The organism is Algibacter sp. (assembly GCF_049667265.1).
Classification (GTDB): domain Bacteria; phylum Bacteroidota; class Bacteroidia; order Flavobacteriales; family Flavobacteriaceae; genus Algibacter_B.
In genome coordinates, this window is record NZ_JBATHX010000485.1 from 1 (window position 1) to 14770 (window position 14770).

Genomic DNA, 14770 nt, shown 5'->3' on the forward strand with positions numbered 1-14770 from the left:
GCGTAAGGTTTTCTTCTAACTTTTTCAGTTAGTTGTCCACCTTCTTCATAACCTACATACCCTGGAGGTGCTCCAATTAGTCTTGAAATCGCGAATTTCTCCATGTATTCACTCATGTCAATTCTAACAAGCGAATCTTCGCTATCAAACAACTCTCTTGATAATACTTTTGCTAACTGGGTTTTTCCAACACCTGTTTGTCCTAAAAATATAAATGAGCCAATTGGTTTATTTGGGTCTTTAAGGCCAGCTCTGTTGCGTTGAATGGCTTTAACAACCTTAGCCACAGCTTCATCCTGTCCAATTACTTTTCCTTTTATAAGGTTTGGTAATTCGGCCAATTTATTGATTTCTGTTTGCGCAATCCTGTTTACAGGTACGCCAGTCATCATGGAAACGACATCTGCAACATTATCTTCAGTAACAACTTCACGATGTTGTTTCGTGTCTTCTTCCCACTTTTCTTGAGCAATAGCTAATTCTTTTTCAATGCGTTTTTCATCATCTCTAAGTTTAGCCGCTTCCTCGTATTTTTGTTTTCTTACAACGGCATTCTTTGTTTCTTTAATATCTTCAAGCTGCTTTTCTAACTCAATAATTTGTTTCGGGACATCAATATTTGTGATATGTACGCGCGATCCAGCTTCATCTAAAGCATCAATTGCTTTGTCTGGTAGGAAACGCTCGGTCATGTATCTATTTGTTAATTTTACACAAGCTTCAATAGCTTCATCTGTATAGTCAACGTTATGGTGTTCTTCGTATTTTCCTTTTATGTTATTAAGAATTTCAATAGTTTCTTCAACCGTAGTTGGTTCAACGATTACCTTTTGGAATCGACGTTCTAAAGCGCCATCTTTCTCAATATATTGTCTGTATTCATCTAAAGTTGTAGCTCCAATACATTGAATTTCACCTCTCGCTAAAGCTGGTTTAAACATGTTTGAAGCATCTAGACTTCCCGTTGCACCACCAGCGCCAACAATAGTATGTATTTCATCAATAAACAATATAACATCATCGTTCTTTTCAAGCTCGTTCATTACAGCTTTCATGCGCTCTTCAAATTGTCCACGGTATTTTGTTCCAGCAACTAAACTTGCTAAATCTAAAGTTACCACACGTTTATTGAAAAGAATTCTTGATACTTTTCTTTTTACAATTCTAAGTGCTAAACCTTCCGCTATGGCAGATTTACCAACACCGGGTTCACCAATTAAAAGGGGGTTGTTTTTCTTTCTCCTACTTAAAACTTGAGAAACTCGTTGAATTTCCTTTTCTCTACCCACAACAGGGTCAAGCTTCCCTTCTTCGGCTTGAGCCGTTAAATCGCGTCCAAAATTATCTAGAACAGGGGTTTTAGACTTCTTGTTTGATTTACCAGCAGGTGCATTAAAAATATTATCCTTTGAAGATTGTTCGTCAGGATTATTATCATCGTCTTGAAATTCCGATTTCGGTTCTATAAAATCATTGTCGTTTGTAATCATAGATTTAAATTGTTCTTTAACATTATCGTAGTCAACTTTAAGCTTATTTAAAAGCTTGGTAGTGGGGTCGTTTTCGTTTCTTAAAATACAAAGCAATAAATGCGCTGTATTAATTGAAGTACTTTGAAATAGTTTAGCTTCTAAAAACGTGGTTTTTAAAGCGCGTTCTGCTTGTCTTGTAAGGTGTAGGTTCTTTTTTTGATTTGAAGCTACCGTAATATTCGGGTTTGCAGGACTCAATATTTCAACTTTGCGCCTTAAATGGTTTAAATCAATATCTAAAGCGTTAAGAATATTTATTGCTTTGCCATTGCCATCACGTAAAAGGCCAAGCATAAGGTGTTCAGTACCAATAAAGTCATGGCCTAAACGGAGTGCTTCTTCTTTGCTGTAAGCAATAACATCTTTTACTCTTGGGGAAAAATTATCGTCCATAAATCGGTTCTTTCTGCATTAAAAATAGTAAAACATTTTTATTAAAGGCAAAAACTATACCTAAAAATGTGTTAATACTCAATGCTTTTAGGTTTTAGGAGAGTTTTAGTTCTTTATTTTTTCTTTTTTCTAGGCAAAATTTTTAAGTATAGCCTTTGCTATAATTTAAAATTTTAACACAGAAAAATGGGAAAAGAAAAATTTAAAAATCCGAAAATCTAAGTGTTTTGAGTATATCATGCTAATTGACGAAAAAATCTTTATAAAATCAAAATTTTATCGATCATACTTATTAACCAATTAAGTCGTTCAAATTGTTAATAAATTACATGAAAAAGGAAGCTTTACAGTCTTCCTAAAACTGCTAGAATTCTTATATTAGCATGTTTTGAAAATTACATAAAACTAAATTAAATTATTTATGGCAGAAGGAGAAAAATTGATCCCTATTAATATTGAGGATGAGATGAAATCGGCTTACATTGATTATTCAATGTCGGTCATTGTGTCACGTGCTTTACCAGATGTAAGAGATGGTTTAAAACCAGTTCATAGACGTGTACTTTACGGTATGCATGAGTTGGGTGTTAGAGCAAATACGGCACATAAAAAATCCGCAAGAATAGTTGGAGAGGTTTTAGGAAAGTATCATCCACACGGCGATACATCAGTTTATGATGCGATGGTGCGTATGGCTCAAGAATGGAGTTTACGTTATATGCTTGTTGATGGACAAGGTAACTTCGGGTCGATTGATGGTGATAGTCCTGCAGCAATGCGTTATACAGAGGCGCGTATGCGCAAGATTTCTGAAGACATGTTGGCAGATATTGATAAAGAAACGGTAGATCATAAGTTAAATTTTGATGACACTTTAGAAGAACCAACAGTTTTACCAACTCGTATTCCAGGACTTTTAGTAAATGGAGCGTCCGGAATTGCAGTAGGTATGGCTACTAATATGCCACCACACAATTTGACTGAAGTTGTTAATGGAACAATCGCTTATATTGAAAATAACGATATTGAAATTGATGAATTAATACAACACGTAAAAGCACCAGATTTTCCAACAGGAGGAACTATTTACGGTTACGATGGTGTTAAGGAAGCTTTTCATACGGGAAGAGGGCGTATAGTGATGCGTGCCAAAACCAATATTGAAGAGGTAAATGGTCGTGAGTGTATCATTGTTGACGAGATTCCATACCAGGTTAATAAAGCAGATATGATTAAGAAAACTGCTGATTTGGTTAACGATAAAAAACTGGAAGGTATTTCTCTAATTAGAGATGAATCAGATAGAAATGGGATGCGAATAGTTTATGTTTTAAAACGTGACGCTATTCCAAATATAGTATTAAATAAATTATTTAAGTATACTGCGCTACAGTCCTCATTTAGTGTAAATAACATTGCGTTAGTTAAAGGTCGTCCGCAATTATTGAATTTAAAAGAATTGATTCATTATTTCGTTGAGCATAGACATGAAGTTGTTGTAAGAAGAACTACGTATGAATTACGTAAAGCTGAAGAGAGAGCCCATATACTTGAAGGTTTAATTATTGCTTCTGATAACATTGATGAGGTTATTGCTATCATTAGAGCATCTTCAAACGCTGATGAAGCCCGTGAAAACTTAATAAAACGATTTGAGCTATCAGAAATTCAAGCTAAAGCAATAGTTGAAATGAGGTTACGTCAGCTTACTGGTTTAGAGCAAGATAAGCTTCGAACTGAGTACGACGAAATCATGAAAACTATTATCGATCTTAAAGATATTCTAGATAGAAAAGATCGTAGAATGGATATTATAAAAGAAGAGCTTGAGGTGGTTAGAGATAAGTATGGTGATGAGCGTCGTTCAGTTATTGAATATGCTGGTGGCGATTTAAGTATTGAGGATATGATTCCTGATGAAAAAGTGGTTATCACAATTTCACATGCTGGTTATATTAAGCGTACATCTTTATCTGAATATAAAACACAGCATAGAGGTGGCGTTGGTCAAAAAGCTTCAACAACACGTAATGAAGATTTCTTAGAAAATTTATTTGTTGGTACAAATCACCAGTACATGTTGTTCTTTACTCAAAAAGGAAAATGTTTCTGGATGCGTGTTTATGAAATTCCAGAAGGAAGTAAAACATCTAAAGGTAGAGCTATCCAAAACCTAATAAATATTGAGCAAGATGATAAAGTTATGGCTTTCATTTGTACTCAAGATTTAAAAGATGAAGAGTATATAAATAGTCATTACGTTATTATGGCTACTAAAAAAGGTCAGGTAAAGAAAACATCGCTTGAGCAATATTCTAGACCAAGAACAAATGGAATTAATGCAATAACCATTAAAGATGACGATGTTTTATTAGAAGCTAAGTTAACTACTGGCGAAAGTCAAGTAATGTTAGCTTTAAAATCTGGTAAAGCAATCCGATTTGAGGAAGCCAAAACGCGCCCAATGGGTCGTGGTGCATCTGGTGTAAGAGGAATTCGTTTGCAAGACGAGAAAACCGATGAAGTTATTGGTATGATTGCTGTCGATGATATGGAAAGTAATGTGCTAGTAGTGTCTGAGAATGGTTATGGTAAGCGTTCTAGTTTAGAGGACTACCGAATTACCAATCGTGGCGGAAAAGGAGTAAAAACCATTTCAATAACTAAAAAAACAGGTAGTTTAGTATCTATAAAGAATGTGACAGATGAAGATGATTTAATGATTATCAATAAATCTGGAATTGCAATTAGAATGGCTGTTCAGGATTTAAGAGTGATGGGACGTGCAACGCAAGGAGTTAAGTTAATTAACCTAAAAGGAAACGATTCTATTGCTGCAGTTGCCAAAGTAATGCATGATGAAGATGAAGTAGAATTAGATGAAGATGGTAATGTAATAGTTGCTGAAGGTTCTGAAAGCGCTGAAAATACTGATGCTTCAGAAGATGGCACAACTCTTGATAATAATTTAGACGATAATAACACAATAAATTAACTTTAATAATTATTCAAAATGAAAAAACAATTAATCATAGCTTTAGCATTTTCAATAAGTGCATTTTCATTTGCACAAAAGAAAGAATTGAAAACAGCAGAGAAGGCTATTAAAAGCAACAATTTCGCAGAAGCAAAAACGGCGATTAACCAAGCAGAAGGTTTATTATCTGCCATGGATGAAAAAACCAAATCAAAATTTCACTACCTAAAAGGTCAAACCCTTTACGCTAATGGAAAGGGAGCTATTGGTGATATCGATGCAGCACTTGAAAATTTAGACCTAGCTAAGGACGCCTATGGGACTGAAGTTAACCAATTAAAGCAAACTATGACCAATGGTTTGTTAACTACTGGAAATGCTGCCTATGAGAAAAATAATTATTCAGAAGCTTCAAAGTATTTTGAAAAGGCCTATAGAGTTACTGAAAAAGACACCATGTTTCTTTATTATGCCGCAGCTACATCTGTAAATGTAAAAGAATACGATAGAGCTTTAGGTATCTATGAAGAACTTAAAGAAATTGGTTATACTGGTATTGCAAAAGAATATTTTGCTATCGATAAAGAAACTGGTGAAGAAGTGGTTTTAGATAAAGGAACTCGCGATCTATATGTTAAAGGAGGAAGTCATATTAAGCCAGGTGAACGTATGACAGAATCAAAGAAACCTGAAATTGTAAAGAACATCGCTTTTATTTATATTTCAAACGGTGATAATGAAAAAGCACTTGCAGCTATTAAAGACGCAAGAGCTGAAAACCCAGATAATGTTGATTTAATAATAAATGAAGCTAATATTCATTTACAATTAAAAGATGAAAATAAATTTAAAGAATTAATTGAAGAAGCTATAACTAAAGATCCAGAAAATAAAGTCCTTCACTATAATGTTGGTGTTGTAAATATGAATAAAGGTGACATTGATAATGCTCAAAAATCATTTGAAAAAGTTTTAAGTTTAGATCCTTCTTACTCTGATGCTGCATTAAACCTGTCTAATTTATATATAGAAAAAGGGAATGTTGTGATTGCAGAAATGGGAAAATTAGGAATGAGTAAAGCTGATGATGCAAAATATGAAATACTGAAAGTTGATAAAAACAATTTGTTTCAGAAAGGCGCAGAAGTTCTAACTAGTTTTATTAGTAATAACCCAGATGCTAAATCTGATATTTTTACCCAATTAAAAAATATTTACCTCGCTTTAGGTGAAGGCCAAAAAGCCAAAGAAATTACAGCAAAATTAGACGCTATGTCTGGCGGTGAGTAATAAATTTACAAAAGATTAAATATAAAAAATGCCGCTATTTAGCGGCATTTTTTATATGATTTTTTTAATGACTCGAAGTTTGTGAGTATGCATGTTTTTATCAACATTATATATTCCAGAATGGTCTAGCCTGTCAATTCTTACCTTTCCATGTGCATGAATAATATAGTTGTCTTTCATAATGATGCCAACATGTATAATGGTACCTTCAATATTATCAAAAAAGGCCAAATCTCCTGGCTCACTTTCTTCAATAAAACTTAAAGCTTCACCTTGAGTGGCTTGTTGCGATGCATCGCGTAATAATTTATAGCCATTTAATTTGTAAACCATTTGAGTAAAACCAGAGCAGTCAATACCAAAAGGTGTTTTTCCACCCCATAAATAAGGCGAATTTAAAAATGTAAAAGCTGTTTTTATGAGATTAGATTTCTCGTTTTTTTTAGTAACATAATTCCCCTCGTAAATATGGTTTAAAATGGAAAGTCCATTTAGGGAAGAGCCTAATGTTATCGGTGATAATTGTTTGTTTTCATCTTCAATAAATTCTACTAAATCTGAAGTGAGTTTTGGCGTTTCGTTTTTAAGAAAATGATATTGATCTTCATTGATTTCAACATATTGTTTATTATCCACCCAACCTTCATATTTATCAAAAGCTAATCTAATTTTACTCCATTGTTTCCTGGTTTCTAAAATTTTAAAAAAATCACCGTAAAGCACTTGTGAAACTAATTCACTTGCGTCTGCTGGTTCATTTCGAAGCGGAACAATGCTTAAATTACAAATACCGTATTGCATTAAAAATATAGTGTCATTTAAAATTTAGGAAGTAAAATAGTTGTTTTATTCATATGGGTAAATACTGCTTAATGTGCTTAATTACTGCTAACAGCGTTCAATAATCATTGCTGAAGCTCCGCCGCCACCATTGCAAATTGCAGCAGCTCCAATTTTTGCGTTATTTTGTTCTAAAACATTTAATAAAGTAATTAGAATTCTAACTCCAGAACAGCCAAGTGGATGCCCTAATGATACTGCGCCACCATTTACATTTACGTTAGCATCTGTAAGTCCTAAAATTTTCATATTAGCCAACCCAACTACAGAAAAGGCTTCGTTAAATTCAAAAAAATCAACATCTTTTATATTAATTCCAGCTTTATCAAGTGCTTTCGGTAAAGCTTTTGCAGGAGCAGTTGTAAACCATTCTGGCTCATGAGCTGCATCAGCATAGCTTTTTATGATTGCCAATGGCTTTAAGCCTAGTTCGTCTGCTTTTTCTCTACTCATTAAAACTATGGCGCCAGCACCATCATTTATAGTTGATGCATTTGCCGCCGTTACCGTTCCATCTTTAGAAAACGCTGGGCGTAATTGCGGAATTTTATCTAATCTAACATTCGTATATTCTTCATCTTTACTAACAATTAATGGTTCTCCACGGCGTTGAGGTACTTCAACAGGAACAACTTCATTGTTGAATTTACCAGCATCCCATGCGGCCGATGATCGTTTGTACGATTGTATCGCATAAGCATCTTGTGCTTCTCTTGAAAACTCATATTTAGTAGCACATGCATCGGCACAAACGCCCATGGCATTTTGATCGTAAGCATCCACTAAACCATCTTTTTGTAAACCGTCAATTAATGTTGCTGGTCCAAATTTTGTACCCGTTCTAGCATGCAAATAATGAGGAATAAGACTCATGTTTTCCATGCCACCTGCAACAATAATATGAGCGTCGCCTAAAGCAATAGATTGCGCCGCTTGCATAACGGTTTTCATGCCCGAAGCACAAACTTTGTTAATAGTGGTGCAAGGCACAGTATTTGGAATTCCTGCATATATAGCTGCTTGACGGGCAGGAGCTTGCCCTGTTCCAGCTTGTACAACATTGCCCATTAAAACTTCTTCAACCAATTCTGGTTTTAAGTTAATTTTATCTAAGGCGCCTTTTATGGCAATAGCACCTAGTTTAGGAGCGGGAATAGTTGATAATGCACCTAAAAAACTTCCTATTGGGGTTCTTGCAGCAGAAACAATTACGACTTCTTTATTCATCAATTTAACTTTTTAATTAAGTCTATGCGAAAATAATGATTTTTTAGTAGAAATTTGAAAGATTAGATTATTATAAAAAATGGTAAAAGCTTATAATTTATTACATTTGGTTTCTAAAGGAAATATCTATAACTAAAATTGAAGTTTAGCGAAATGGATATTTGGATGCAGCCATGCATAGCCCAATATTTTATGGGTGACAGCTAAAAATGGCGAGAACACTCATACATGAAAGACTTTATAAATAAACTATATAAAAACCATTCCTTAATTTATAAGGTCTTATTATTTATTTGCACAACGTTTCTAATTGTGTATCTATTTCCAAAAAGCGGAAAATTTAAGTATAATTTTGAAAAAGGGAAACCGTGGCAATCTGAGAGTTTGCAGGCTCCTTTTGATTTTGCTATTAAAAAAACCGATGAAGAAGTAGCCTCTGAAAAGGAAAGTATTATCGACCATGCAGTATTGTATTTTAATATTAATAACACGATTCATCAAAAGGTAATTGATAATTATAATACCCAGTTTAATGCCACTTTTAGGGATAGTTTGCCTAACTATATTTATAATAGATTATTCAGAACTGGTAAAACCATCGTTTCAGATTTATATAAATACGGCGTTTTAAGCGAAGATTATGATTTTTCTGAAAACAGCCCAATTGTTATTCTTGATGGAAGAGAAAAATTACAGGATGGGTTTTATTCAAACTTAGTTCAACAAAATGATGTAATAGTGGTCATTGATAAAGTGTTAACTGAAAACAATTTATCAAAATATAAAACAGACATTGTTTCATTGTGTTTTGATTTGATTGAACCAAACATAACATTTAATAAAGCATTTACGGATAAGGCAATTCAAGATGAACTTAGTCGGGTTTCCTATACACGGGGAAGTGTCGCTAAGGAAACTTTAATAGTTTCAAAAGGCGAAGTTGTTGAAGGTGATAAATTTCAAATTTTAAAATCCTTGCAATCCGAATATGAGTCGCAAGTTTGGAGTGACTCAAATTACAATTGGGTGTTATTTGCTTATACGTTATTGGTGGCTTTAGCTTTATTAATGTTGCTTTTGTTTTTAAGAAAGTATAGAATGGAGGTTTTTGAGAATAACACGAAAGTAACCTTCATATTTTTCAATATTTCATTAATGATATTCATTACAACTTTAGTGGTGAATTATGATTCGAAATACATTTACATAGTTCCAATTTGTATATTACCATTAGTGTTTAAAGCGTTTTTTGATGCGCGATTAGGTCTATTCGCCCATGTTTTAACAGTCCTATTATTAGGATTTATTGTGCCTAATAGTTACGAGTATATGTTTCTTCAAATAATTGCTGGTATTGTAACTATATTGACGGTTTCAGAGTTGTATAAGCGTGCAAATTTGTTTATTTCAGTAGGTCAAATAACGCTAATATATATTATAGCATATTTTGCTTTTTTTGTAATTCATGAAGGAAGTGTAGAAACGCTTCATTGGGAAACTTTTATTTGGTTTGTACTCTGCGGTTTGGCAACCTTGTTTGTTCAGCCATTAATATATGCTTATGAAAAACTTTTTGGATTAGTTTCAGATGTTTCGCTTTTAGAATTATCAGATACCAATACTAAATTGCTAAAAGAATTATCAAATAAGGCGCCAGGTACATTTCATCATTCATTAAACGTTGCAAATTTGGCTGAAGCATCAGCTAACGAAATTGGTGCAAACGCCATGCTTGTTAGGGTAGGCGCATTGTATCACGATATTGGTAAAATGAAAAACCCAACGTATTATACTGAAAACCAATCTACAGGAATTAATCCTCATGACGAATTGTCGTCAAAGGAAAGTGCTAGAATAATTACTGATCATGTTATAAATGGTATTGAAATTGCAAGAAAAAATAATTTACCAGATCGTGTTATTGATTTTATTAGAACACATCATGGAACCAGCGTTGTATATTATTTTTACATGCAAGAGAAAAAGGATTACCCTGATGTTGAGGTAGATAAAGCAAATTTTAGTTACCCAGGGCCAAAACCCTTTAGTAAAGAAACTGCTATTTTAATGATGTGTGATAGTATTGAAGCGGCATCAAAAAGTTTAAAAGACCCAACGTCTACCAAAATAGAAGCTTTTGTAGAGAATATTATCAATAAGCAAATAGAAGAGGGGCAATTTTTAAATGCCAACATCACTTTTAAAGAAATTGAATCGATAAAAAAAGTGTTAAAACACAAGCTTGCAAACATTTATCATTTACGAATTGAATACCCTGAATAAAAAGTAAAAAAAAGAAGAAAAATGTTTGTGTTCTTTAAGATGAAAAACTAAATTTGCATCCGCATTTAAATTAAATGTGAAGTTCAAAATAAAAATACTGGAGAGGTGCCTGAGTGGCCGAAAGGAACGGTTTGCTAAATCGTCGTACCCCAAAAGGGTACCCGGGGTTCGAATCCCCGTCTCTCCGCTTTTTTTTGAATAAATTTACAGATAACCATTCGGGGTGTAGCGTAGCCCGGTTATCGCGCCGCGTTTGGGACGCGGAGGTCGCAGGTTCGAATCCTGCCACCCCGACCAGTAAAGCCTTAAAAATCATTGATTTTTAAGGCTTTTTTTATTTTTAATTACTCAGAGGTGTATTTCTTTTAATTTAAATTTTTCATCCAAATTTTGACTTTTCAAAAATTATTTTATCTGTATCGTTACTTTCTTAACTAAATAATTGTACTTTTAAATTGGCTTCTAAATATTTTTAATAACTAATCTGTATTGCTTAATTAAATAAAATATTGACATCCAATTAATTCTGTTTTTAAATTTAAAATCGATTTAAATTTTAATACTAATTAAATATAGCTATATTTGGTAAACCAAACTGGTGCACCAATTTGAATTTTTGATGATTTTCAATTTTATAATTGAACATATTTTATTATCAGGTTCAAGTTTTTTTAGTGCAAATAGTTGGTTAAAATCACTCCAGATCTACTATTTAAGAAACAATTAAACAATTAATAAATAATAGAATGAACACGAAAATTGTAAAATCATTATTTCAATCGCTTTTAATAATTGGATTTTTAGTAGTAAATGGATGTAAGGATGCGGCTAAAAAAAACCAAAATGAAATTGTAAAAGAAACTGTTTATCCAAGTGATGTGATTCCTTTTATGAGTGAGTTTAGTATACTTTGTGGCGATGGTGCAAAATTTGAAAATTTAGTTGAAACGGAACATAAAGATTTTTTTTATGTTGAAAATGAAAACGATACCAACTGGGTAGTATATAAAACACCAAATTCGGGGATTACTTCTCGAACTTCAAGCAACACAAGAACCGAACTTGGGCAAAAAACACATTGGAAAACCGAAACTGGTGGTAAATTAACGGGTTCATTAAAAGTCATGCATGTTTCAACGTCTGGCGATGCTAGGGTTGCAGCTTCATATTCAGTAGTAGTTGGGCAAATTCATGGAACAGAAGGACACGAAAACGAACCATTAAAAATATTTTATAAAAAATTCCCTGGGCATACAAAAGGTTCTGTTTATTGGAATTATGAAATTAATACTGCGGGTGATGATAATTCTGGAAGATGGGATTTTTCAACAGCCGTTTGGGGACATGACATGTCGGTTGTTGGTGAAACACCAAATACATATCCTGCCGAACCTGAAGATGGTATTGCATTAGGCGAAGAATTTAGCTATGAAATAAATGTTTATGAAGGTATAATGTATCTTACTTTTACTAGTGAAGGACACGAAACTAAAACCTTCGTTAAGAGTTTGATTAAATCGGATTTCTCAAAAAAATCAGATATTCCTCAACAAATATGGACCTTGTACGCTTCCATAGGTCGTGATGGTGTGGAACGTGAAAGTGCTTATGCTGGTGAACTACAAAATTTTAAGCAAGGTGCCTACAATCAAACTAATGGAAAGTCTCCAGACGATAATTTGGTTTGGAGTACTGGTTCTGAAACCTACAATGGTGATATTGCTAAACAATATGCAAATGGTTGTTATGCAGAAGTGTGGTTTAAATCTGCAACTGTAGGTGCTGGAACATCGCCAAATTAAGAATAGTTAAGTTTATTTAAAAAAGTCAATAAATTTGAATATAGTAATCTTTATAATGGGTGTTTCAGGTTGTGGAAAAAGCACCATCGGGCAAATGTTATCTCAAAAACTTAATATCCCATTTTTTGATGGCGACGATTTTCATCCACAATCTAATATAGATAAAATGAGTAGTGGCAAGTCATTAAATGACGACGACCGTTACGGATGGTTAGTTGCGCTCAACGACTTAGCAAAGAAACAACTTCAAAAAAATAGCTGTATCATAGTTTGTTCTGCCTTAAAGAAATCTTATCGAGATATTTTAAATAAAGACATTCAAAATCAAGTTAAATGGATTCATCTTGCTGGGAGTTTTAATCAAATTACAGAGCGACTTAATAATAGAAAGAATCATTTTATGACTTCAGCTTTATTACAGTCGCAGTTTGATACTTTAGAAAAGCCATCAGAAGCATTAGAGGTAAATATTTGTTTAAGCCCAAAGGAAATTGTTGAAATAATTACAAAAGAAATTAAAATGAAATCAGAATTCGGACTATTTGGTTTAGGTGTTATGGGAAAGAGCTTAAGTAGAAATTTAGCTCAAAAGGGATTTAAAATATCCATTTTTAATCGCGAAGCAAAAGGAACAGAGGAAGATGTTGCTATAAATTTTAAGAATAGCCACAAGGAACTGGAATCTGCCCAACCGTTTTCAGATATTGAAGCATTTGTAAATTCCCTTCAAACACCAAGAAGAATTATGCTGATGGTGAATGCTGGTAAGATTACAGATATGGTTATTGAAGATTTAATACCGTTTTTATCTGATGGAGATATTTTAATTGATGGCGGTAATTCTAATTACTTAAAAACCAAAGAGCGTTACGATTATTTAAAATCTAAACACATTAACTTTATTGGCGTTGGTGTTTCTGGCGGCGAGGAAGGGGCTTTAAAAGGACCATCCATTATGCCTGGGGGCAATAAGGAAACTTATAATTTAGTAAAACCTTATTTGGAAAGTATTGCTGCTAAAGATGCTAATGGTTTGCCGTGCTGCACTTATATAGGAGAAGAGGGAAGCGGTCATTTTGTGAAAATGGTTCATAATGGCATTGAGTATGTTGAAATGCAATTATTGGCAGAGGTTTATACTATTTTAAAAACCATGGGGAAAAATCCCGATGAAATTGCCGATATTTTAGAATCGTGGAAAACGAAGGCCGATAGTTATTTATTAGGAATTACGGTTGATATTCTTAGAAAAAAAGATGGCAACGATTGGCTAGTAAATAAGATTGTAGATAAGGCAGGTAATAAAGGAACTGGAAATTGGACAACCATTGCCACAGCAGAATTGGGAGCTCCAAGTACATTAATTGCCGCAGCATTATTTGCGCGTTACACATCGTTTTATAAAGAAGAAAGAATTCAAGCAAATAAAAACTTTGGGATGGAGCCATCAAAGTTGAATTTAGACGTGGAAGCTGTTTTAAACGCTTATCAATTCGCTAGAATAATAAATCATTATCAAGGACTTAAGTTAATTTCTGAAGCCGGAAAAGCCTATAATTGGAGCTTAAATTTAAGTGAAATTGCTAGAATTTGGACTAATGGTTGTATCATCAAATCAGATTTAGCAATGGATTTAATTCCAGTCTTAAAAGTGAATGATAATATATTAACGCATAAAACTATTATTAATCAAATTAAAGCATTAAAACCATCCATTAAAAAAGTGGTTTCAGAATGTATTTTAAACGACCTAACAGCACCGTGTTTAAGTGAATCCATAAATTTTTTAAATAATTATGGAACAGCAAATTCTTCAGCAAATATAATTCAAGCACAACGCGATTATTTTGGAGCACATACTTATCAACGAACCGATGATGATTCAGGTAAGTTTCATCATACCAACTGGAATTAACCAATCCGGTTTAAACTAATTCACCAACTAAACTAATTATTATGTCAGAAACCAAAGAGAAGAAATCTTTACTAAAAAAAATTATAGCCATTGTATTAGGCTTTGGGCCTGGAATTTTTGCCATAGGTTATACTATTGGTACAGGAAGTGTAACGTCTATGATTGTTGCAGGAAGTCAATTTAATATGCAGTTATTATGGGTATTATTATTAAGTTGCCTTTTCTCCGGATTATTAATGTTCGTTTATGGTAATTATGCATTAATTACTGGTGAAACAGCACTTTATGGCTTTAAAAAACATTTAAAATACGGTAAAGCTTTAGCCATTTTAATTATTATTGGAATTACGTTTGGGCAATGGAATTCCTTAATGGGAATTTTAGGAATTTCTTCCAATATCATTTATGAAATTTTAGCAGTTAATTTTGATGGATTAGGTGATTTAAAATATGAAACCGTTTTAATTACAGCCATTATAATAATTGTTGTTTTTTACTTATTAATGTTGGT

9 protein-coding genes and 2 tRNA genes are annotated in these 14770 nt (G+C 33.2%); 8 read left to right on the plus strand and 3 right to left on the minus strand.

Annotated features, from left to right (window positions below):
* The coding region (locus WBN21_RS16520; protein ID WP_424202233.1) for an ATP-dependent Clp protease ATP-binding subunit at positions 1–1925 on the minus strand (1925 nt) is incomplete at its 3' end.
* A gap of 421 nt (positions 1926–2346) precedes the next feature.
* Between WBN21_RS16520 and gyrA the strand changes: the two genes are divergently transcribed.
* Both gyrA and WBN21_RS16530 read left to right on the plus strand, forming a co-directional pair.
* Complete coding sequence (gene gyrA / locus WBN21_RS16525) at positions 2347–4920, plus strand: DNA gyrase subunit A (RefSeq protein WP_424202235.1); 2574 nt, start codon at positions 2347–2349, stop codon at positions 4918–4920.
* Between the two features lie 18 nt (positions 4921–4938).
* Entirely contained in the window at positions 4939–6192 is a 1254-nt protein-coding gene (locus WBN21_RS16530; protein ID WP_424202237.1) for a tetratricopeptide repeat protein, read from the plus strand.
* Between the two features lie 51 nt (positions 6193–6243).
* Here the strand turns inward: WBN21_RS16530 and WBN21_RS16535 are convergent, their stop codons facing one another.
* Complete coding sequence (locus WBN21_RS16535) at positions 6244–6993, minus strand: NlpC/P60 family protein (RefSeq protein ID WP_424202239.1); 750 nt, start codon at positions 6991–6993, stop codon at positions 6244–6246.
* Positions 6994–7080: 87 nt separating this feature from the next.
* Positions 7081–8259 carry an acetyl-CoA C-acyltransferase gene (locus WBN21_RS16540; RefSeq protein WP_424202241.1) on the minus strand — a complete coding sequence of 393 codons (1179 nt, stop codon included), beginning with the start codon at positions 8257–8259 and terminating at the stop codon, positions 7081–7083.
* Between the two features lie 228 nt (positions 8260–8487).
* Here WBN21_RS16540 and WBN21_RS16545 point away from each other — a divergent pair, with 228 nt between their 5' ends.
* The 6 genes from WBN21_RS16545 to WBN21_RS16570 all read left to right on the plus strand — a co-directional run.
* Positions 8488–10542 carry an HD family phosphohydrolase gene (locus WBN21_RS16545; protein ID WP_424202243.1) on the plus strand — a complete coding sequence of 685 codons (2055 nt, stop codon included), beginning with the start codon at positions 8488–8490 and terminating at the stop codon, positions 10540–10542.
* Positions 10543–10641: 99 nt separating this feature from the next.
* Positions 10642–10729, plus strand: a tRNA-Ser gene (locus WBN21_RS16550).
* A gap of 32 nt (positions 10730–10761) precedes the next feature.
* Positions 10762–10839: transfer RNA gene (locus WBN21_RS16555), tRNA-Pro, on the plus strand.
* 449 nt (positions 10840–11288) lie between these two features.
* Positions 11289–12344, plus strand: a complete 1056-nt coding sequence (locus tag WBN21_RS16560) for a polysaccharide lyase family 7 protein (protein ID WP_424202245.1) — start codon at positions 11289–11291, stop codon at positions 12342–12344.
* Between the two features lie 34 nt (positions 12345–12378).
* Positions 12379–14259 (plus strand): NADP-dependent phosphogluconate dehydrogenase, encoded by a 1881-nt coding sequence (gndA, locus tag WBN21_RS16565; RefSeq protein ID WP_424202247.1) that lies wholly within the window; start codon positions 12379–12381, stop codon positions 14257–14259.
* Positions 14260–14300: 41 nt separating this feature from the next.
* On the plus strand, positions 14301–14770 hold a 470-nt coding region (locus WBN21_RS16570; protein ID WP_424202249.1), incomplete at its 3' end, for a divalent metal cation transporter.

What these genes read in the sequence shown, in the direction of transcription:
- WBN21_RS16540 (WP_424202241.1), bottom strand. Translation starts at nt 8,259, where the DNA reads ATGAATAAAGAAGTCGTAATTGTTTCTGCTGCAAGAACCCCAATAGGA.
- WBN21_RS16535 (WP_424202239.1), bottom strand. Translation starts at nt 6,993, where the DNA reads ATGCAATACGGTATTTGTAATTTAAGCATTGTTCCGCTTCGAAATGAA.
- WBN21_RS16560 (WP_424202245.1), top strand. Translation starts at nt 11,289, where the DNA reads ATGAACACGAAAATTGTAAAATCATTATTTCAATCGCTTTTAATAATT.
- WBN21_RS16530 (WP_424202237.1), top strand. Translation starts at nt 4,939, where the DNA reads ATGAAAAAACAATTAATCATAGCTTTAGCATTTTCAATAAGTGCATTT.
- WBN21_RS16545 (WP_424202243.1), top strand. Translation starts at nt 8,488, where the DNA reads ATGAAAGACTTTATAAATAAACTATATAAAAACCATTCCTTAATTTAT.
- gyrA (WP_424202235.1), top strand. Translation starts at nt 2,347, where the DNA reads ATGGCAGAAGGAGAAAAATTGATCCCTATTAATATTGAGGATGAGATG.